Origin of the sequence: Nocardioides pini, from assembly GCF_026712185.1 — a bacterium.
Classification (GTDB): domain Bacteria; phylum Actinomycetota; class Actinomycetes; order Propionibacteriales; family Nocardioidaceae; genus Nocardioides; species Nocardioides pini.
The window spans coordinates 553,972-574,561 of sequence record NZ_JAPPUX010000002.1 but is presented as its reverse complement, the minus strand read 5'-3'; the positions used below and the strand labels follow the sequence as shown (position 1 = coordinate 574,561).

The 20,590-nt window shown below is 73.5% G+C and carries 15 protein-coding genes; 10 read left to right on the top strand and 5 right to left on the bottom strand.

Going from position 1 to position 20,590, the window contains the following annotated elements; genetic code table 11:
- Positions 1-123: 123 nt before the first annotated feature.
- The 3 genes from NYO98_RS08855 to NYO98_RS08845 are packed head-to-tail and all read right to left on the bottom strand — an operon-like array spanning position 124 to position 5,802.
- Positions 124-3,519, bottom strand: a complete 3,396-nt coding sequence (locus tag NYO98_RS08855) for an error-prone DNA polymerase (RefSeq protein WP_268111244.1) — start codon at positions 3,517-3,519, stop codon at positions 124-126.
- Positions 3,519-5,105: a Y-family DNA polymerase gene (locus NYO98_RS08850; RefSeq protein ID WP_268111242.1), complete on the bottom strand. Its 1,587-nt coding sequence runs from the start codon at positions 5,103-5,105 to the stop codon at positions 3,519-3,521. The genes NYO98_RS08855 and NYO98_RS08850 overlap by 1 nt, the downstream gene beginning before the upstream one ends.
- Before the next feature lie 13 nt (positions 5,106-5,118).
- Positions 5,119-5,802, bottom strand: coding sequence for a hypothetical protein (locus tag NYO98_RS08845; protein ID WP_268111241.1), 684 nt, complete (start codon positions 5,800-5,802; stop codon positions 5,119-5,121).
- 179 nt (positions 5,803-5,981) lie between these two features.
- On the opposite strand from NYO98_RS08845, the gene NYO98_RS08840 reads away from it, so the two are divergent.
- Together NYO98_RS08840 and NYO98_RS08835 are read left to right on the top strand one after the other, a co-directional pair.
- Entirely contained in the window at positions 5,982-7,430 is a 1,449-nt protein-coding gene (locus NYO98_RS08840; RefSeq protein WP_268111240.1) for a phospholipase D-like domain-containing protein, read from the top strand.
- A gap of 45 nt (positions 7,431-7,475) precedes the next feature.
- A complete protein-coding gene (locus NYO98_RS08835; RefSeq protein WP_268111238.1) occupies positions 7,476-8,069 on the top strand; it encodes a DUF6529 family protein in 594 nt (197 codons plus the stop codon).
- Here the strand turns inward: NYO98_RS08835 and NYO98_RS08830 are convergent.
- Positions 8,063-9,232, bottom strand: a complete 1,170-nt coding sequence (locus NYO98_RS08830) for an endonuclease/exonuclease/phosphatase family protein (RefSeq protein WP_268111236.1) — start codon at positions 9,230-9,232, stop codon at positions 8,063-8,065. The two genes, NYO98_RS08835 and NYO98_RS08830, sit on opposite strands and share 7 nt — an antisense overlap.
- 70 nt (positions 9,233-9,302) lie before the next feature.
- Positions 9,303-10,520, bottom strand: a complete 1,218-nt coding sequence (locus NYO98_RS08825) for an acetyl-CoA C-acetyltransferase (protein ID WP_268111234.1) — start codon at positions 10,518-10,520, stop codon at positions 9,303-9,305.
- A gap of 160 nt (positions 10,521-10,680) precedes the next feature.
- Here NYO98_RS08825 and NYO98_RS08820 point away from each other — a divergent pair, with 160 nt between their 5' ends.
- The 8 genes from NYO98_RS08820 (at position 10,681) to NYO98_RS08785 (ending at position 20,555) form a co-directional block, all read left to right on the top strand.
- On the top strand, positions 10,681-10,863 hold the full coding sequence (locus NYO98_RS08820; RefSeq protein WP_268111232.1) for a hypothetical protein: 183 nt from the start codon (positions 10,681-10,683) through the stop codon (positions 10,861-10,863).
- Positions 10,863-11,039, top strand: a complete 177-nt coding sequence (locus tag NYO98_RS08815; RefSeq protein ID WP_268111231.1) for a hypothetical protein — start codon at positions 10,863-10,865, stop codon at positions 11,037-11,039. Before NYO98_RS08820 ends, NYO98_RS08815 begins: the two co-directional genes overlap by 1 nt.
- 40 nt (positions 11,040-11,079) lie before the next feature.
- On the top strand, positions 11,080-11,610 hold the full coding sequence (locus tag NYO98_RS08810) for a TetR/AcrR family transcriptional regulator (protein ID WP_268111230.1): 531 nt from the start codon (positions 11,080-11,082) through the stop codon (positions 11,608-11,610).
- A 45-nt stretch (positions 11,611-11,655) separates the two neighbouring features.
- Positions 11,656-12,471, top strand: coding sequence for a DNA/RNA non-specific endonuclease (locus NYO98_RS08805; protein WP_268111229.1), 816 nt, complete (start codon positions 11,656-11,658; stop codon positions 12,469-12,471).
- A 111-nt stretch (positions 12,472-12,582) separates the two neighbouring features.
- Positions 12,583-14,670 (top strand): elongation factor G, encoded by a 2,088-nt coding sequence (locus tag NYO98_RS08800; RefSeq protein WP_268111228.1) that lies wholly within the window; start codon positions 12,583-12,585, stop codon positions 14,668-14,670.
- 118 nt (positions 14,671-14,788) lie between these two features.
- Entirely contained in the window at positions 14,789-16,288 is a 1,500-nt protein-coding gene (locus tag NYO98_RS08795) for a DUF3375 domain-containing protein (protein ID WP_268111227.1), read from the top strand.
- Positions 16,285-17,085 carry a DUF4194 domain-containing protein gene (locus tag NYO98_RS08790; RefSeq protein ID WP_268111226.1) on the top strand — a complete coding sequence of 267 codons (801 nt, stop codon included), beginning with the start codon at positions 16,285-16,287 and terminating at the stop codon, positions 17,083-17,085. Before NYO98_RS08795 ends, NYO98_RS08790 begins: the two co-directional genes overlap by 4 nt.
- A gap of 2 nt (positions 17,086-17,087) precedes the next feature.
- Complete coding sequence (locus tag NYO98_RS08785) at positions 17,088-20,555, top strand: ATP-binding protein (protein WP_268111225.1); 3,468 nt, start codon at positions 17,088-17,090, stop codon at positions 20,553-20,555.
- Positions 20,556-20,590: the final 35 nt, after the last annotated feature.

Sequence of the window (20,590 nt, the reverse complement as noted above, 5' to 3'; positions counted from 1 at the left end):
CCCATCGTCGTCCGGTCGTCGCCGCTGGGCGGCTCGTGTCGAGCATATGGCCCATCGACCTACCGGGGGGAAGGCCCGTCCTGTCGTCCCACCCGCACGGGCGACCGGCCCGGGTGCGCCCGCTCACCGGAAGTCGCGGGACGAGGCCCGCGCCTGCAGCACGGCGCCGGCTCCCGGCACCACGACGTCGATGCCCTCGACGCGGTCGGCCACGAGGTTGGTGACGCCCTCGTTGCGCTCGAGACGTCCGCGCACGACGACCGCCACCTTGTTGCGGGCTGCCTGCCGGTGGGCCTTCATCACTCCGATGGAGCACACGACGTTGAGCATCCCGGTCTCGTCCTCGAGGTTGAGGAAGGTGACGCCCATGGCCGTGCCCGGTCGCTGGCGGTGCGTGACGAGCCCGCCGACGTGGACGCGCCGGCCTGGCTCGGCGTCGGCCAGCTCCGCGACGGAGCGGACGCCGGCCCGGCGCAGCTCGTCGCGCAGGTGCTCGACCGGGTGGCGCTCGGGCGAGACCCCCGTGGCCCACAGGTCGGCGAGGGTGAGCTCCGGCTCGCTCATCCCGGGCAGGGTCGGCGCGGCGGGCGCCGGGGTGATGCCCGGCAGGTGCTCGGACCCCTCGGCGAAGCCGGCCGCCCACAGCGCGGACCGCCGGTCGAGCCCCCACGCGTCGAACGCCCCGGCGGTGGCCAGCGCCTCCAGCTGGGCGGACGTCAGGTCGGCGCGCCGCGACAGGTCGGTGATGCCGGTGAACGGGGCCTCGTCGCGGGCGGCGACGATCCGGCGCGCGACCTCGAGGCCGATGCCACGCACCGAGTCCAGCCCGAGGCGTACGGCGAGCGCTCCGTCGCGGCGGTGGGCGGGCACCGGGTCGGGGGTGCCCGGCACCCACTCGACGCGCTCGAACCGGGGACGGCAGCACTCGTCGAGCCCGGTGGCGGTGACGGCACCGGTCCCGACCGGCTCGAGGTCGGCCTGGGCCGCGGACAGCGTCACGTCGGGACGGCGTACGTCGACGTCGTGGCGGCGGGCGTCGTGGACCAGCGACTGCGGGGAGTAGAACCCCATCGGCTGGTTGCGCAGCAGCCCGGCGAGGAAGGCCGCCGGGTAGTGCAGCTTGAACCACGAGGACGCGTAGACGAGGAGCGCGAAGGACAGGGCGTGCGACTCGGCGAAGCCGAAGTTGGCGAACGACAGGATCTTGACGTAGATCGAGTCGGCGAGGTCGCCGGTGATGCCGCGGCGTTGCATGCCGGCGTAGAGCTTCTGCTTGACCGACTCGATGCGCTCGACGCCCCGCTTGGATCCCATCGCGCGGCGCAGCAGGTCGGCGTCGTCGCGGCTGCAGTCACCGAGGGTGACCGCCATGGCCATGAGCTGCTCCTGGAACAGTGGCACCCCCTTGGTGCGCTCGAGCACCGGCACCAGCTCCGGGTGGTCGTAGGTCACCGGCTCCTGGCCCGTCGCGCGCCGGACGTAGGGGTGCACGGCGCCACCCTGGATCGGACCGGGCCGGATCAGGGCGATCTCGATGGCCAGGTCGTAGAACTCGCGGGGGCGCAGGCGGGGCAGCGTGCCGATCTGGGCGCGGCTCTCCACCTGGAAGACCCCGATCGAGTCGGCGCGACACAGCATGTCGTAGACCGCCGGCTCCTCCTTGGGCAACGTCGCGAGGTCCCACTCCTCGCCGAGGTGCTCGGCGACGAGCCGCATCATGTGGTCGAGCGCGCCCAGCATCCCCAGGCCGAGCAGGTCGAACTTGACCAGCCCCATCGACTCGCAGCCGTCCTTGTCCCACTGCAGGACGGTGCGCCGGTCCATCCGCGCCCGCTCGATCGGGCAGACCTCCCCGATGGGTCGCTCGGTCAGCACCATCCCGCCCGAGTGGATGCCGAGGTGGCGCGGGGCTCCCATCAGCTCCTCGGCCAGCGCGACCACCGACGGCGGAACGTCGTGGGCGGCGGGGTCGCCCATGTCGCCGGCCACCACCGACTTCCAGCCGTCGATCTGCTTGGACCAGGCGTCCTGCTGGCCGGGGGAGAAGCCGAGCGCCTTGGCGGCGTCGCGCACCGCCATCCGCGGCCGGTAGGCGATGACGTTGGCAACCTGTGCGGCGTTGCGGCGTCCGTAGGTGTCGTAGACCCACTGGATGACCTCCTCGCGCCGGTCGGAGTCGAAGTCGACGTCGATGTCGGGCTCCTCGTCGCGGTGGGCCGAGATGAACCGCTCGAACGGCAGCTTGTAGAAGACCGCGTCGACGGCGGTGATGCCGAGGGCGTAGCAGACCGCCGAGCTGGCGGCGGAGCCCCGTCCCTGGCACAGGATCCGGCGCTCGCGGGCGAAGGCGACGATGTCGTGGACGATGACGAAGTAGCCCGCGAAGTCCTTCTCGGCGATGACCCGCAGCTCGTGCTCGAGCCGCTCGCGAGCCTCGCGCTCGTGGGGGACGCCGGCGTAGCGCTCCTCGAACCCGCGCTCCACGAGCACCCGCAGCCACGAGTCGGCGGTGTGGCCGTCGGGGATCTGGCGCTTGGGCAGCGCGGGGGAGGCCTTGCGCAGGTCGAAGGCCAGGTCGTCGGCGAGGGTGACGCTGCGCGCCACGGCGTGCGGGTAGGACGACAGGGCTGCCGCCGTCTCCGCGCCGCTGCGCAGGTGGGCCGACCCCGACAGGTCGAGCCAGCCGTCGAGCTCGCCCAGGCTGCGGCGCGCGCGCACGGCCGCCATGGCCGAGGCGAGCCGGTGGCGCTGCGGGGTGGCGTGGTGGACGTTGCCGGCGGCGACCACGTCGAGCCCGTGGACCGCGGCGAGCCCGGCGAGCGCGGCGTTGGTGACGTCGGCGCCCGGACGCGGGGAGAGCTCGACGATCACGTGCTCCAGCCCGAACAGCGACGTCAGCCGGTCGAGCGCCTCGGCCGCCGCCGACTCGCCGCCCGTCGCGAGCGCCTGGCGCACCGCGCCCTTGCGGCAGCCGGTGAGCACGGCCCAGTGGCCGCGTCCGTGCTCGGCCAGCTCGTCGAGGTCGTAGACGGGTCGGCCCTTCTCGTCACCGCGCAGGTGGGCATCGGTCATCGCGGCCGCCAGCCGGTGGTAGCCCTCGACGCCCCGCGCCAGCACGAGCAGGTGGCTGCCCTCCGGGTCGGGGACACCGTTCTGCGGCCCGGAGAGGCCGAGCGAGAGCTCGGCGCCGAAGACGGTGGGCAGCCCGTAGGCGGCCGCCGCCTCGGCGAGCATCGGTGCGCCGTAGAAGCCGTCGTGGTCGGTCACCGCGAGGGCGTGCAGCCCCAGCCGGACGGCCTCCTCGACGAGCTCCGCCGGGGACGACGCGCCGTCGAGGAAGCTGAAGTGGCTGTGGCAGTGCAGCTCGGCGTAGGGCGTGACCGCGGCGGGGCGCTCGATCTCCCGGGCCTCGGTCGAGGCGCGCTTGCGCCGCGACACGGGAGCGTCGTCGGCGCCGGGCAGGCCGCTCAGCCGGCGCTCGAGCTCCTTCCACCGCATGGCGGGGTTGTTCCAGCCCATCAGTCGTAGCCCGCTTCCAGGGACCAGCCTTCGGCCGCCCGCAGGAGCAGCCAGGCGCGGCCGTCGGCGCCGACGACCTGGAACCGCGCGGAGGGTCCCGAGCCGCCCGACCACCAGCCCTCGTCGGTCGGCCACGGCCCCGCCCACGCGGTCACCGGCTGCCAGGGCGTGCCCTCGGCCCGGCCGGCGACCCGGAAGTGCCGCGGCTCGCCGCTCACCACGCCGCGGTCGGTGACGCGCACCTCCCGACCGGCGCCGTCGACCACCTCGGCGGCGCGGGGAGGGGCGAAGACCCGCACCGGCGCCGGCCCGGGCACACGACCCGGCCACGGCCGGTCCACCGGGCGCAGGTCGACCGCGCGCTCCCCCCACGGCACCAGCGCCTGCCGGGCCGCCGGGCTGCGGCCGCCCTGCAGGACCGGTCGGCGCACGGCGTCGAAGCCGACCATGCCCTGGACCCGGGCGACGCCGCGCTCGACGAGGTCGTCGGAGGCCGAGCCCCAGAGCGCCTCCCCGTGCGCCGCCGCGGGCTCCACCAGCTCGGGCACGAAGCGGACCCGGTCGATGGGCGCCTCCACGACGCCCACCTGCTTGCGGGCGCGCAGCGAGCCGCCGGCACCGCTCGTGGACCCGGCAGACTGGAGCTGCCAGTGGACGCGGTCGACGAGGTCACGGGCGGTGAAGTGCCGCGGGTGCAGCCAGGTGCGCGAGGAGCACACCACCCCGTCGGACTCGGCCTCGACCCGCACGCCGGTGGCGACGAGCTGGTGGTGGGCGAGCTGCGTGACGAACCGCTCGGCGGTGGTGCGGACGCTGAAGGTGATCGCTTCGACGGAGTCGAGAGGCGGCTCGAAGGGAACCGCGGCGTCGAGCTCGGGCGGCGGGGTGCGGGCGGCGAACAGCGTGGGGTCCTCGCCCCGGGCCCGCCTGCGCACCGTGGCGCCGTAGGCCCCCAGCCGGTGCTCGACGGCGTCGCCCGGCAGGTCGGCCAGGTCACCCAGGGTGCGGAGGCCGAGCCGCTGCAGGAGCCCCACGAGCTCGCGTCCGCGGGCGCCGTCGTCCTGCAGCACGTGGACGGGCAGGCCGCGCAGGAACGACGGGGACCCACCGGGAGGGACCACGGTCCACGACTGCACGTCCGCGACCCGTGCGGCCTGCTCGGCGGTGAACAGGTCGTCGGCGATGCCGACCCGCACGTCCCACACGCCGGTCTCGACCAGCGCCTGGCAGGCGGTCGCCGCCGCCGCGGTCTCGCTGCCGTACCAGCTGCCGGGCGCCCGCACGGCGAGCAGCCCGGGACGCAGGGCGGCGACGCCCGGGCGCAGGTCCTCGACCACCGCGAGGACCGGCTCGAAGGCGCGCACGTCGCGATCGGGGTTGGCCGGCAGGAGCAGCAGCTCGGGGCACCGGGCCTGCGCGTCGCGGCGACGCTGCCCGCGGCGCACGCCCTCCGCGCGGGCGGGGCCGTTGCAGACCTCCACGACGTTGGCGGCGAGCACGGCGGCGGGGGCGCGGAGCGACCGGTCGGCCTCCTCGAGGGCGGCGACCACCGACCAGTCGGGGCACCACACGACCATCACCCTCATCGACGGACCCCCCTCATGCCCGACGGATTTCGCGGACCTGTCGGTCGGTGAGGGGATCGACCAGGGGGGCGACGGGGCGCACGCCGGGCCACGACAGGTCGGCGCGCTGCGGCGGCCGAGCACCCCGATGCACCGCGACCCGCGCCCGTCGCTCCTCGAGCTGCCCGGCACCCGACGTGGGGCCGGTCCACCCGGACTCCTCGACGCTCAGCCGGGCGGACACGCGCGGCCACCGGCCGTGGACGACGAGCACGGCGGAGCGGGTGCGCAGCCGCGAGTCGAGGATCCCCGCGGTGCGCTCGTCGACCGTGGCCGGCGGGCGCAGCACCACCACGCGCAGCACGTCGACGAGCGCCGCGGTCACCTCGAGCCAGTGCTCGCCCGGGTCGGGCACCAGCACGGTGCGCGACAGCTCGATGCCGACCTCCGCCGCGGCCTCGGCGCCGAAGTCGGTGCACCCCGCGAAGCCGACCCACTCCCCGGCCTGCGAGGCGCCGGCGGCGAGGGCCAGCGCCAGCGACGCCGAGTCGACGGCGTACGTCGAGCCCGCGTGCAGCGGGACCAGGTCGGCCAGGCCGGGCAGGGTCGCGACCGGCTCCCCGGCGGGCCTGCGCTCCATGGCCGCGACCCGCTCGCGCAGCTGCTCGACCACGGACCGGCCGGGGTCGAGCGTGGCGACGGAGCGAGCGGAGGACATGGTTCCATGATCGAACACGTGTTCGAACCAGTCAAGCGGAAGCCGACTCCGCTCCGCCCTGCGGGTGGGCCATCAGACCACGTCCGCGACGTGGTGGCGAGACGCGGTCCGATGCGCGGCCCGGAACGGCCCATGTCTGCTTATGCTGGCCGGACGTGTTCGACGGAAGGGTGGGGTTCGTGTCGAAGCTCTCGAGGCTCGTGGGGGGCCTGTGCCTGGTCCTGGTGGTGTCGCTGGGGCTGGTGACTCCCGGGCAGGCCAGCGGTGTCGCGTCGTCCGGCGCGCCGGCCGCTGCCAAGCCCAAGCCCAGCACGTGGGAGGCGTTCAGCGGTCCCTACTTCAACGACCCCCACCTCGCCAAGGGGCACTTCCAGATCGAGCGGCGGGTGATCAAGACGATCGACAACGCCCCCAAGGGCTCGTCGATCCGGATCGCGATCTACTCCTTCGACCGCCTGCCGGTCGCGCACGCCCTGGTGGCGGCCCACCGGCGCGGCGTGCAGGTGCAGATGCTCCTCAACGACCACTGGGAGACGCCCGCCATGAAGGTGGTGCGCGCGGAGATCGGCAAGAACCGCAACAAGGGCAGCTTCATCTACAAGTGCAAGCAGAGCTGCCGGGGCGCGGCCAACGAGTTCAACAACCTGCACTCGAAGTTCTACCTGTTCAGCCAGGCCGGCAAGTCCGAGGACGTCATCGCGGTGGGGTCGGCCAACATGACCCGCAACGCGGCGATCCACCAGTGGAACGACCTCTACTTCACCGACGGTGACCACGAGCTCTTCCGGCAGTTCGTGTCGCTCTTCAAGGACATGAGCAAGGACTACGACACACGACAGGAGCCCCTGGTCTTCTGCGGCATCCCGACCAACGGCTCCACGTGCGACGACTCGGTCGACAAGCACACGGCCGTCGCCTTCCCCCGCGTCGCGCGGCCGAAGGACGACCTGGTGGTCCAGATGCTCAACCGCATCCAGTGCCTGACGCCCGACCCCGTCACGGGCAAGGTCAAGCGCACCCGCCTGGCGCTGTCGATGCACACGATGCGCGGCAACCGGGGCAACTACCTCGCAGAGGCGATCCGCCAGAAGTGGGTCCAGGGGTGCGACGTGAGGGTCACCTTCGGCCTCATCGGCTACCACACCAAGGGCATCATCGCCGCCCCGACCAAGCGCGGCCGGATCCCGCTCCGCTCGACGGGGATGGACTACAACCTCGACGACAACTTCGACCTCAACAACGACGGCATCGACGACCTGATCCTCGACTACTACAGCCACCAGAAGTACTTCATCATCCAGGGCACCTACAACGGGGTACCCGACACCAACATGGTGATCACGGGCTCGGTGAACTGGTCGAGCCTCAGCACCGCCAACGACGAGGTCTGGTTCACCGTCCGTGGTGCCGTGGTCGCCAAGAAGTACCTCCGGAACTTCGACTACCAGTGGAACAACACCCGCAACACCCGCAACGCGTACACGACGACCTACGCCAACTTCCGGGTCCGCCGCACGGTGCGGCAGCCAGACGGCACCATGCGCACCGTGTGGCGGACGGTGCGCCGGCCGGTCACCACCGTGGAGCGGGACCACTACCTGAAGGGTCCCTACTGGGAGGCCGACTGACCGGCGACCGGCGACGGCGACGGGGGTCGGGTGCATCCTGATCCCATGGCTGACCACGCGGCGGCTCGGACCACACGCAGCATGACGGTCCCGCTCGTGGCGTTCGTGGCGGGCGCCGTGGTGGCGGTCCTGCTCGGCGTGCTCGGGCGGGTGCACGACCCGACCCTCAGCGGGACGACCGACCTCGGCTTCCGCACCGTGATCGAGATGAAGGTCGTGCTCGCGACGGTCATCGGCGCGCTGGTCGTGCTGCAGCTGCTGAGCGCGCTCTGGCTCTACGGCCACCTCGGCCGACGGCCGCCGTCCTGGCTCGGCACGGCGCACCGCGTGTCGGGCGGCCTCGCGCTGCTGCTGACGGTGTTCGTCGGCTACAGCTGCCTGTGGGCGCTCGGCCTGGAGGTGGGGACCCTGCCGCACGGCGAGCCGGTGCCGCTGCGGGCCGTCGTCCACGGCGTGCTGGGGTGCGCGGTGTTCGGTGCCGTGGTGGTGAAGATCGTGGCCGTGCGTGCCCGCCGCGCCCCCGGCTGGTTCCTGCCGGTGGCGGGCGGGCTCCTCTTCACCCTGCTGCTCGTCGTGGTGCTGACGTCGGCGGCCTGGTACGTCGCCGCGCGCGGTTGGCCGGGCCCAGCCGGCTACTGACCCCTGCGGGCGGGGAACACGAGTCGTGCGACCACGCCGGCGTGGTCGGAGGGCCACAGGCCGGAGGCCGTCATGTCGGCCGGGTCGTCGCCCACGATCTGCGCGCGCGCCGCCTTCACGTCCGGGCTGTGCAGGACGAGGTCGATGCGAGAGGTCAGCGGGTTGTCGGGGTCGGTCAGCGTGGCGCCGAGGCAGCACGTGAAGCCGGGGTCGCCCGGGTGGTTGCGCGGCCAGGCGTCGGCGCCCACGCCGGCGAGGAGCCGCGTGTACGCCGGGGCGTCGGGGGCGCGCGAGTTGTAGTCGCCGACGTAGACCATCGGCAGGCTGCCGAGCTGCGCCGCGAGGGCAGCCTGGTCGGCGAGGAGCTCACCGACCTGCGCGACGCGCACCTGCTCGCCGTCGATGCCGGGGATCCCGAAGGCCTCCAGGTGGGAGTTCACGAAGCGGAACGTCGCCTTGCCCACCGTCAGGTCGGCCGAGCCCCAGCCCCGGGCGACCGGCAGCTGGACCCCGCCGATCGGGAAGCTGATGACGGTGTCGTACGTGCCGGTGCGCGCGTTGGTCGCGGCCACGTCGTCGCGCACGATGATCACGTCGCGGTCGGCGAGGCTCACGGCGCGCGTCGGGAAGGTGGCGGTCGGGCTGGCGAGGTAGGGGATCGGTGGCGAGGCGAAGTTGTGCGACGTCGCGCCCGCGACCTCGCGGTAGTCGGCTCCCCGCTCGGCGAGCGCGTCGAGCAGCAGGTCGAGGAAGTCGTAGGCGACGGTGGGGTTGCTGGTCGTGCCGTTGACCGGGTTGTACGCGTACGTCGTCCAGGTCGTGACCTCCTGCAGGCCGACGGCGTCCGGGTCGGCCGCGACGATCTCGTCGGCGATCGCCCCCATCCGCTCCTCCGGCCGGGTCGCCTGCACGGCGGCCCACGTCTGGGTGGCCGCGCCGACGATCGCGGTGCTGTTGCCGCTGGCGAGGGCAACCAGGATCGGCGTGAGCTCGGCGCCGAGGTAGAGGTTGCGCGTCATCACCGTGGCGGTGCGGGCAGGCGTGCCGGGGCCGGCGCCCGGTGGGCTCGCCTGCGCGCTCGCGCCGGGCACGAGTGCGGTGCCCAGTGCGAGGACCGAGGCGAGGAGGCCGACGAGGACGCGGTGGCGCGGGGCTCTGGTCATCCTCGGACCGTCGCACCCCGCCTGCGGTGCGGCAACCCCCAAATCGGGGCAAACGCAGCCGGCGCCTGGCTCACGGGTCGACGCGCTCGAACACGGCCGCGAGCCCCTGCCCGCCGCCGATGCACATCGTCTCGAGGCCGTAGCGCGACCCACGGCGCTGCATCTCGTGGGCGAGGGTGGCCAGGATGCGGGCGCCCGTGGCGCCGACCGGGTGGCCGAGGGAGATGCCGGAGCCGTTGGGGTTGAGGCGCTCGTCGCCCGGGTCGACCTTCCACTCGCGCAGGCACGCGAGCACCTGGGCGGCGAAGGCCTCGTTGAGCTCGATCAGGTCCATCTCGTCGAGGGTCAGCCCCGCGCGGTCCAGTGCGGCCGCGGTCGCGGGGACGGGGCCGATGCCCATCACCTCGGGGCCGACACCGGCCACGGCCCACGACCTGAGCGCGAGCAGCGGACGCAGGCCGCGACGCTCCGCCTCGTCGCGGGTGGTGACGACGCACATCGCCGCACCGTCGTTCTGGCCGCTGGCGTTGCCCGCGGTGACGGTGGAGGCGGGGTCGAGCCCCTCGCGCACGGGGCGCAGCGCGGCGAGCTGCTCGAGGGTGGTGTCGGGCCGCGGGTGCTCGTCGCGGTCCACGACCACGTCGGGCCTGCCGCGGCGACCGGGGACGGTGACGGGCACGAGCTCGTCGGCGAAGCGACCCGCCTCGTGGGCGGCGCCGGCCCGCTGCTGGGAGCGGAGGGCGAGCTCGTCCTGCTCCTCGCGCGAGATGTCGTACTGCCGGCGCAGGTTCTCCGCGGTCTCGAGCATGCCACCGGGGACGGGGTGGTCCTTGCCGCCGGCGGTCTCCCGCGCCCGGACCAGTCGGTCCATCAGCTCGACGCTGCCGCTGCGCACCCCCGTGCGCAGGCCGAGGGCGTAGTGCTCGACGTTGGACATCGACTCGGCCCCGCCGGCGACGATGAGCGTCCCCCCGCCACTGGCGACCTGCGATGCGGCGTAGAGCACCGCCTGGAGACCGGAGCCGCACCGGCGGTCGAGCTGGAGCCCGGGCACGCCGGTGCCGAGGCCGGCGTCGAGGGCCGCGATCCGACCGATGGCCGGGTTCTCGCCGCTCGGGTAGCAGTTGCCCAGGACGACGTCGTCCACGTCGCCCTCCTGCAGGCCCGTCCGTCGGACGAGCTCGGCCAGGGTGGTCGAGGCCAGGTCGACCGCCGACAGGGACGCGAACACGCCCCCCTGGCGACCCACCGGGGTGCGCACCGGCTCACAGATGACGATCTCGGGCATGGATCGAACCTAGTCGTGACGCTGGCCTCCGCGTGAGGGGGCCCGCGGCCCAGAGCGACGCTCCGCTGCGGATCACGCCACGGGCGAGGTTGGCAGATATCGCTACGATAGTCGTATCGTAACTCGAAGGGCCGGGATCCGGCCCGGGAAGAGGTGGCACATGGGTGTCGAAGTGGTCGTGTTCCTCGTCGCGGCGTCGGTCGCCGGCGGCCTGTCGATGGGGGCCGTCACCTGGATCTACTTCCTCGACAAGTGGCGCACGGACCCGGAGAAGCCGGCCGTCACCCCGTCACGCTCGGTCTTCGCGGAGCCCGGGGAGCGTCGGGTCGACGAGGCGGCGTGATGGGCATGCACCCGATGCTCGTCCTGCTCGCGTTCGTCCTCGCGGCACTGCTGACGTACGTCCTCGTGCTCGGGCTGCTCACCGCGCTGTCGATCCCGGTGCGCGAGGAGGAGGCGGAGCCGGTGACTGACCCGGTGTCGGACCCGGCCGCGCGGGGGGATCATGTCCGCGGCTGAGACGGGGACGCCCCGGCCGGGGCGACCCCGCGCGACATCGGTGGACGAGCGCCTGCACGCCACCGTCCTGGCGCTGCTGCGCGAGGGCGGCCCCGGCGCGGTCACCATGGACCGGGTCGCGGCCACCTCTGGTGTCGCGAAGACCTCGATCTACCGCCGGCACCGCGACCGCGGACAGCTGCTGACGGCCGTCCTGTCGACGGCCATCGGCCTGCCGGACGTGCCGGAGGAGGGCGACGTCCGCGACAAGATCCGCTTCGCGCTCGAGCAGGCGTGGCACCAGATGGGTGACGTCCTGGGGCCGGGCGGGCTCGCCGCGATCGTGGGCAACGGCGACCCGGAGTTCACCGGGCTGTTCCGGGCGGCACTGCAGCCCTACGTCGACCTGCTCGTCGAGCGGATCCGTGCCGACGTCGAGGCCGGGCTCCTGCGAGAAGGCCTCGACGCCGACGGCGTGGTGAGCCTCATGGTCGGCGCCTACCTCGGCGAGCTGGTCCGCCACGGGGAGGTCGCGCCGGAGTGGATGGACCGGGCGCTCGAGCTCCTGTGGGTGCTGATGGCGCCCGGCTGAGCGGAGCCCCGCCGACTGTCGGGGCCGTGCGCGAGACTGCGGAGCATGGCCGACCTCGGGTACGACCCCCGCTTCCTTGACACCGACCTCGCACCGCCGCAGGCGCCCGGGTCCGCACCGGGCGAGGACCCCGCGCTCGCGGCGCCGCTCGACTACGTGCACTTCACGCTGCGGATGCACCCCGAGCGACGGCTGGCGTGGTGGGTGGCGTGGAACGTCGACGGTCTGCGCCTGTTCCCCAGCGACAGCATCAGCCGCTCCGGGGAGCGCTTCCGGCTCGACCCCCGCCTCCCGGACGACGCTCAGACCGGTGAGGAGGTCTACGCCGACAACGACCTCGACCGCGGCCACGTCGCGCGCCGCTCCGACCTGCTCTGGGGCACCATCGACGAGGCGAGGCGGGCCAGCTCGGCGTCGTTCTTCTTCACCAACATCACCCCGCAGCACCAGGACTTCAACCAGTCCGGCCGGGGCGGGGTGTGGGGGCTGCTGGAGAACGCCGTGCTCGCGCTCGAGGGCCTCGACGACCGGCGCCTGAGCCTGTTCGCCGGCCCCGTCCTCTCCGCGGACGACCCGCCCTACCGGGGCGTGCAGCTCCCGGTCGAGCACTGGAAGGTCGTCGTCTACCGGCTCGACGGCCGGCTGCGGGCCAAGGCGTTCGTGCTGACGCAGGACCTCGACGGCCTGGAGGGAGCGGTGCCCGACTTCCTGGACGACTTCGACACCTGGCTCGTGCCGCTCGACCTCCTCGAGGAGCGCACCGGCCTGACGTTCCCGAGCCTGCGCGACGCCGTCGAGCCCGAGGAGCTGCGGCCCGCCGGTCCCGTCCTCGTCACCGACGCCGAGCAGGTCGACTGGTAGCGCCGCCCGCGCGCCGTACGTCCCGGTCTCGCCCTTGCCTCCCGGGGCGCGTCGGGCCACAGTGGGCTGACAGTTCTCGGAGCGTCGCACGAGTGGGCGGGAGCCGTCACGGTGAGCAGAGAGTCCGGCGGTGGTGCCGGCCAGGCAGGCGCCCCGGTCGCGACCCGGCCGGAGGAGATCCGCAACGTGGTGGTCGTGGGCGCGGCGGGTGCGGGGAAGACCACGCTCGTCGAGCGGCTCCTGGTCGCCGCCGGCGTGCTGAACAGGGCCGGCAGCACCGAGGACGGCACGACGGTGTGCGACTTCGAGGAGGTCGAGCACCGTCATCGACGCTCCGTCGGGCTCGCCCTCGCGCCCCTGGTGCACGACGGCGTGAAGGTCAACCTGCTGGACGCCCCCGGGTACGTCGACTTCGTGGGCGAGGTGCGAGCGGGCCTGCGTGCGGCGGACTGCGCGCTGTTCGTCGTCGCCGCCAACGAGGGCGTCGACGACGCGACCCGGGCGCTCTGGCGCGAGTGCGCCGACGTGGCGATGCCGCGCGCGGTGGTCGTCACGAAGCTCGACCACGCGCGTGCCGACGTCGACGGCGTGGTGGCCCAGGCGCGGGAGGCCTTCGGTGAGCGGGTGCTGCCGGTCCACCTGCACGAGGGGGGGCGTCTCGTCGGCCTCATCACCGGCGACCACGGGCACGACGCGCAGCGAGCGGCGCTCGTCGAGGGCATCATCGAGGAGTCCGAGGACGAGACGTTGATGGAGCGCTACGTCGGCGGCGAGCAGATCGACACCGGCCTCCTGCTGCGCGACCTCGAGCTCGCGGTCGCGCGGGGCTCGTTGCACCCCGTCGTCCCGGTCGACTCCACCACCGGCGTCGGTGCCACCGAGCTCCTCGACCTGGTGGTGGCGGCGTTCCCCTCACCGCTCGAGCACCCGATGCCGCGCACGTGGACGCCGTCGGGCGGACCGGGCCCGGAGATCGCGTGCGACCCGTCCGGGCCCCTGGTCGCGGAGGTCGTCAAGACGACCACCGACCCGTACCTCGGGCGGGTGAGCATGGTCCGCGTCTTCTCGGGGACGGTGCTGCCGGACGCGACCGTGCACGTGTCGGGCCACCGCTCGGCCTGGTCATCGGATCCCGGCGGGGCCACCAGCCACCCGGACCACGACGAGGACGAACGCATCGGCTCCCTCTCCGTGCCGCTCGGCAAGGCGCAGCGCACCGCCCATGCCGTGGTCGCGGGTGACATCTGCGCCATCGGCCGGCTCAGCCGGGCCGAGACCAGTGACACCTTGGCCGATGTCGACACGCCGCTCGTGCTGGAGCCCTGGCGGGTGCCGGAGCCGCAGCTGCCGGTGGCGATCGAGGTCCGGACGAAGAGCGACGAGGACAAGCTCGGCACGAGCCTGCAGCGGCTCGCCGCCGAGGACCCCACCCTGCGCGTCGAGCAGAACGACGAGACCCACCAGGTCGTGCTGTGGACGATGGGGGAGGCCCACGCTGAGGTCCTGCTCGACCGCCTCGCCAGCCGCTACGGCGTGGACGTCGACGAGGTCGAGCTCCGGGTGCCGCTGCGGGAGACGTTCGTCGGTCCGGCCACCGGCCTCGGCCGGCACGTCAAGCAGAGCGGTGGTCACGGGCAGTACGCCGTGTGCAGCATCGAGGTCGAGCCGCTCCCGCAGGGCGGCGGGTTCGAGTTCGTCGACCGCGTCGTGGGAGGCGCGGTGCCCCGGCAGTTCATCCCCTCGGTCGAGAAGGGAGTCCGGTCGCAGATGGCGCGCGGGGTCGTGAACGGCTGTCCGATGGTCGACATCAGGGTGACCCTCACCGACGGCAAGGCCCACAGCGTCGACTCCTCCGACATGGCGTTCCAGACCGCCGGCGGGATCGCGCTGCGCGATGCGGCCACGCGCGCGGGGACGTGCCTCCTCGAGCCGGTCGACGAGATCGAGGTGCTCGTCGGCGACGCCCTCGTCGGCACCATCATGGGTGACCTCTCCGCGCGCCGCGGCAAGGTGCTGGGCAGCGAGCCGGCCAGTGAGCCGGGCCTGGTCGTCATCCGCGCGCACGTCCCGCAGCTCGAGCTGCGCCGGTACGCCACCGAGCTGCGCTCCCTCGCCCACGGGTCGGCGTCGTTCACCCGGGCGTTCGCCCACTACGACCGCGCGCCGGAGCAGGTGAGCGCCCAGCTGGCGCTGCGGTGAGTCACGGCGACCTCGACGTCGTCGGGGCCTGACGCACGGGCCCGCTCCACGGGCCGTCGGTGCCCTTTGCGATGCTTGCGCACCGACACAGGTGGGGACGAAGCGGGGAGGCCGGGCGGTGAGCGAGATCGCAGGCGAGCTCGCGCGCGTGAAGAGCGCGTTCGCGCAGCCGACGTTGACCCTGCTCCACCAGCGGCAGGCCCCGGTGGTGATCACGATCTTCCGCACGGCGTTCGGTCGCACCAACAACCCCATCCCGACGGCCCGGCTGCACACCCAGGTCGAGGAGCACCTCGCGCAGATGAGGCTGGCTGGGGAGCAGGACGTCCCCACCGGCACCGGCCGGGAGGTGTGCCAGCGCTGGATGCGGGGCCAGTGGCTCGTGCGGTCGCTCGACGAGGCGGGGCACGAGGTCTACGCCCTGACGTCGCACGCGCAGCAGGCGCTCGAGCTGGTGAAGAACCTCGCCCGTGACCGTGCCACGCTCAGCGAGCACCGCGTCGCCACCATCCTGGGCACGGTCCGCCGCTTCAACTCCGAGGCCAACCCCGACCGCACGGCCCGCGTGACCATCCTCAACGAGGAGATCGCCCGGCTGCGGGCCGAGCGGGACCGCCTCGTCGACGGCGGCGAGCTGGAGGGCGCGACCGAGGACTACATGCTCGAGGGGTTCACCGAGCTGCTGTCGCTGATCTCGGCGCTCCCGAGCGACTTCGCCCGGGTCGAGGAGCGGTTCGCGACCATCCGGACCGAGATCCTCTCCGCGTTCCGGGCGGAGGACCGCCCGGCCGGTGAGGTGATCGACGACTACCTGGCCCGCGCCGACGCGCTGATGACGGCGACCCATGAGGGGCGGGCCTTCGAGGGTGCGTTCGCGCTGCTGCGCGACGACGCCCTCGTGACCCAGCTGCGCGAGGACCTGACCGACCTGCTCGAGCACCCGCTCTCCGACCGGATCCTCAGCGACGCCGACCGTGCGGAGCTGCGCGGCACGGTGCGGCTGGTGCGCGACGGCCTCGACCGGGTGCTCGCCCAGCGGTCGCGCGTGACCGCGACGCTCAAGGAGTACATCGTCTCCCACGACGGCGCCCGCGACCGTGAGCTCGAGCAGACGCTGCGGCAGGTGGAGGCGGAGCTGATGACGTGGATGGCCACCACCGGCCCGCGCGCGACCCACGACGTCGCGCTGCTCCCGGCCCGCACGAGCATCGACCACCTGCGCGAGCGCTTCCACGACCCGGCCGACGACGTGCTGCCCGACCGCATCAGCGCCCCCGACCCCGACCTCGCGCCGCCGGTCTCGCTCGCCGACCTCGTGATGCAGGGCGGGCCCAAGCTGGCGACCCTGCGCGAGCGCCTCGACGCCGTGACGACCTCCCTGCTCCCGGTCGCGTCCCTCGGGGCCCTCTTCGACGGGCTGGAGCCGTCACTGCGGCGGCCGGTCGAGATCTTCGGGCTGCTGCACCTCGCCGCCGACCGCGAGTGGCGCGCCGAGGAGTCGGTCGAGCACTACGACGCCGTCCGCCCCGACGGCAGCCGGCGGACCTTCACCGTCCCCCGCACGCCCCTGCCCGACCCGGACCTCACCGACAACCACCCGACGGAGACCCGCGCATGAGCGTCGACACGCACCCCGACACCGACGCGAGGGCCGGGGTCGACGACCTCGACCTCCAGCTCGCCGACGACGAGCTGCTCGACGAGGGATCCGTCTCGCTGTTCGAGGGCGACGAGGGCGGTCTCGAGTACGCCCAGCGCCGCGCCCTCGTGACGCTGCTCAAGCAGCGCTTCATCAGCGCGCGCACGCACCCGCGCGACTGGAGCGTGCTCGTCGAGCACGAGCGGCTCATCCGGTCCCGGCTCAACGACCTGTTCCTCGACCTCCAGGTCGACCGCGCCCGCGAGGTCGCGTGGAAGCGCCAGGCGACCTCCGAGACGGGGAGCCGCTTCCCGACGATGCTCTACGACGCCGCGTGGTCGCGCGAGGAGACGCTCGTGCTGGTCCACCTGCGCGACCGGCTGCGCGCCGGCCTCGCGAGCGGCGACGCACGCGTCTTCGTCGACCGCGAGGACGTCGTCGGCTACGTCGCGAGCTTCCGGCCCGCGCACGCCACCGACGTCGCGGGAGACGAGAAGCGGGCGCGCAACGCGATCACGAGCATCGTCAAGGCCGGGCTGCTGATCGGCACCGGGTCGGAGGAGCGCTTCGAGATCAGCGAGGCCGTCGAGCCGTTGATCCCGCTGGAGCTGCTGCAGGAGCTGCTCGAGGCGCTGGTGGCCGCCAACGACAGCGAGGGCACGCCCGACGCCGACGAGCCGGCCGACCTGTTCGATGACACCGACGACGCCGACGCCGAAGTCGACGCCGACGCCGACTCGGCCGCGGTCACCCGCGGCCCCGCAGAGGAGCAGTGAGCATGTCGATCGACGAGATCGAGCAGACGCCGGCCGACGGGCTCTTCGAGCGCAGCGACGTCGCCACTCCCGCCGACGACACGATGCAGTGGCGGGCGGCGCTGCTCCAGCTGGTCAACTGGGGCGGCTTCGGCGGCCACACCGTCGTGCCCCTGCGTGGCGACGCGACGATGATCTCCGGCGCCTCGGGCGTCGGCAAGAGCACCGTCCTCGACGCCTACACGGCGCTGATGATGCCGTCGGACACCAAGTTCAACGGGGCCTCGAACGACGCCGTCGCGGGCCGCGCCCGGGGCGCCGGGCAGCGCAACCTGCTGTCCTACCTGCGCGGCGCGGTCGACGTGGTCGACGACCCTCGCACCGGCCGGCCGGTCGAGAAGCTGCTCCGCGGCAAGGGCTCCGACACCTGGGGCGCGATCGCGATGACGTTCGTCAACGACCAGGGTGGCCGGTTCACGGTGCTGCGCACCTACTACGTCCCGCGGCGCGCGACCCGGTCGGGCGACGTGCAGATGCAGCTGGCGACCCAGGACGGCGCACTGCCGCTCGACGCGCTCGAGGTCGCGGTGCCCGAGCGGTTCCACGCCACCACGCTGAAGAAGCTCTTCCCGGGCATCCGGGTGCACCGGACGTACGCCGAGCTCGCCGCCGTCCTGCACGCGCGGCTCGGCATCGGCGCCAACGGCGACGGCGCGAAGGCGCTGCGGCTGCTCGCCCGCATCCAGGCGGGCAACCAGGTGCGCAGCGTCGACGAGCTCTACAAGGACATGGTCCTCGAGCGGCCCTCGACCTTCGCCGCCGCCGACCGCGCGATCGACCACTTCGACGACCTCGACACCGCCCACTCGGCCATGCGCACGGAGGAGCAGAAGCTCGAGCTCCTGTCACCGATCACCGACCTCCACGACCGCAAGGTGGCGGCCACCCGACGGCTCGCGGAGCTCGACTCCTACGGCGTGACGCTCGACGGCGACACCCCGCTGCGGATGTGGCTGCTGCGCACGCACCTCGGGCTCATCGAGTCCGCCGTCGTCCGCAACCGCGCCGACCGTGCCGCGGCCGCCGACGAGCTCGGCACGACGACGTCCGCCGAGCGGACCTACCTCGCCGACCTCGAGGCCGCCAAGGAGTCCCACCGCGCGGCCGGCGGGTCGACGCTCCAGTCGCTCGCGCTGTCGCTGGAGCAGGAGCAGGTCGTCCGCGACGACCGGCTCCGACGCCGGGAGGTCCTGCAGGAGCGGCTGCTCCCGCTCATCGACGTCACCGACGCCCAGGCGCCCGACGTCGAGGCCGCGCTGCTGTCGAGCGAGTCGTTCGCCGTGCTCCAGATGCACGCCCAGCAGTGGCTGTCCGGCTTCCAGCGCGAGCAGGAGCGGATCAGGCGCGAGCGTGACGCGGTGCTGCGTGAGCAGTTCCCGCTCAGCCAGCGCCAGGCCGAGCTGCGCCGCGAGCGGGCGTCCCTGGAGAGCCGGGCCGGCCGGGTGCCGGCCCGGATGGACGAGCTGCGGGCGGAGGTCGCGCGGGCGAGCGGCCTCGCCGTCGACGAGCTGCCCTTCGTGGCCGAGCTGGTCGACGTCGCGCCCGACGAGGCACGGTGGCGCACGGCGATCGAGACGGTGCTCGGCGCCAGCGCCCGGATGATGCTCGTGCCGCTCGACCGCCTGGAGCGCTTCTCCTCCGCCATCGACGGGCTGCGCCTGCGCGGCCGCCTGACGTTCGAGGGGGTCGAGCTCGACCTGCCCGACCTCGGCCCGGCCGACCCCGAGCGGGTCGCCGGCAAGCTCGTGTTCAAGGACTCGCCGTTCTCGGGCTGGGTGCAGGCCCACGTCGGGGAGACGGCCCGCAACGCGTGGTGCGTCGAGTCCGCCGACGACCTCACGGGCGCCGGCTTCCGGGTCACCCTCGCCGGCCAGACGCGCAACGGCCGGCGCGGTGCCCACGGGCGCAGCGACACCCGCAACATCATCGGCTTCTCCAACGCCGACGCGATTGCGGAGGTCGACGCCGAGCTCGCCGAGCTCGAGGAGCGGCTCGACGACGTGGGCGCCGAGGTGGCCCGGCTCGACCAGCGGTCACGGGTGCTGGAGCAGCAGCGCACGTCCTACGACGTCGTGGCCGCCGCGCGGTTCGACGACGTCGACGTCGACGGCAGCGACGCACGCATCGCCGACCTGGAGCGCCGGCGGACGGACATCCTCGCCGCCGACGACGGCCTCCAGGCGCTGGAGCTGCAGATCCGCGACCTCACCGCGCGGCTGGAGGAGACGCGACGGGCCCGCTACGCCGTCGAGCAGCGGCAGCGCGAGCTCAACGCCGCCCACGGCGAGCTCGTGGACGCCGAGGACGTCGTCAAGGACCGGCTCCAGGCGATGGAGGATGCCGGCGAGGTCGTGCTCAGCCCCGAGCAGGAGGCTGCCCTCACGGTCGACTTCGCGGCGGCGGCGTCGCCCGCCGATCCCGGCGACCTCGACCGCTTCGCCGAGTCGTCCCAGCGGCTGGCCGAGCGTCTCCGCACCGCGGTCGGGGACGCCGAGGTCGAGCTCCGCAGGGTCGACGACGACCTCGCCCAGGTGTTCCGGGTCTACAAGCTCCAGTGGGACTCGCCCAACCTCGGCGCGACGGCTGACTCCTACCCCGACTACGCCCGCATCCTCGACGACATCCGCGGGGAGGGGCTCGCCGCTCGGCGGGCGGAGTGGCGACGCCGGCTCACCGAGTGGAGCGGCCAGGACCTGGTGCCCCTCGTCGGCGCGATGGCCGCGTCCGTGGAGGAGATCGAGGACCGGCTCGAGCCGATCAACGCGATCCTGCGGCGCCTCGAGTTCGGGGCGTCGGGCGACCGTCTCCGGATCCGCCTGCGCCGGCTGGCGCCCGCCCACGTGCAGGCGTTCATGAAGGACCTGCGCCTGCTGTCCTCGGGCTCGGCGACCGAGCTCGACGAGGAGGCCCTCGAGAAGCGCTTCGCCGAGCTCAGCAGGTTCATGCAGCAGCTGCGCCGGCCGAGCCAGGTCGGCGACGCGACGACCTCGCTCACCGACCGCGAGCGCCTGCTCGACGTACGCCGCCACGTGGAGATCAGCGCGGAGCGCTACGACCACACCACCGGCGAGCTGCGCGCGACCTACCGGACGCTGGGGGAGAAGAGTGGCGGCGAGAGCCAGGAGCTGGTGGCCTTCATCGTCGGCTCCGCCCTCCGCTTCCGGCTGGGCGACGAGATGCGGTCACGGCCGCGGTTCGCCCCGGTCTTCCTCGACGAGGGCTTCGTGAAGGCCGACTCCGAGTTCGCCGGCCGTGCCGTCCAGGCCTGGCGCGGCCTGGGCTTCCAGCTGATCGTCGGGGTGCCGCTCGACAAGGTCACCGGTCTCGAGCCCCACATGGACGAGCTGCTGGCCATCACCAAGAACAGCGCCACCCACGAGTCGTGGATCACGCCCATCACCGGTGCCGGGGGCCGACCGGCTGCTGGGTGAGGTTCGCGGGCCCGCGGGCGGGACGCAGCGCGTCC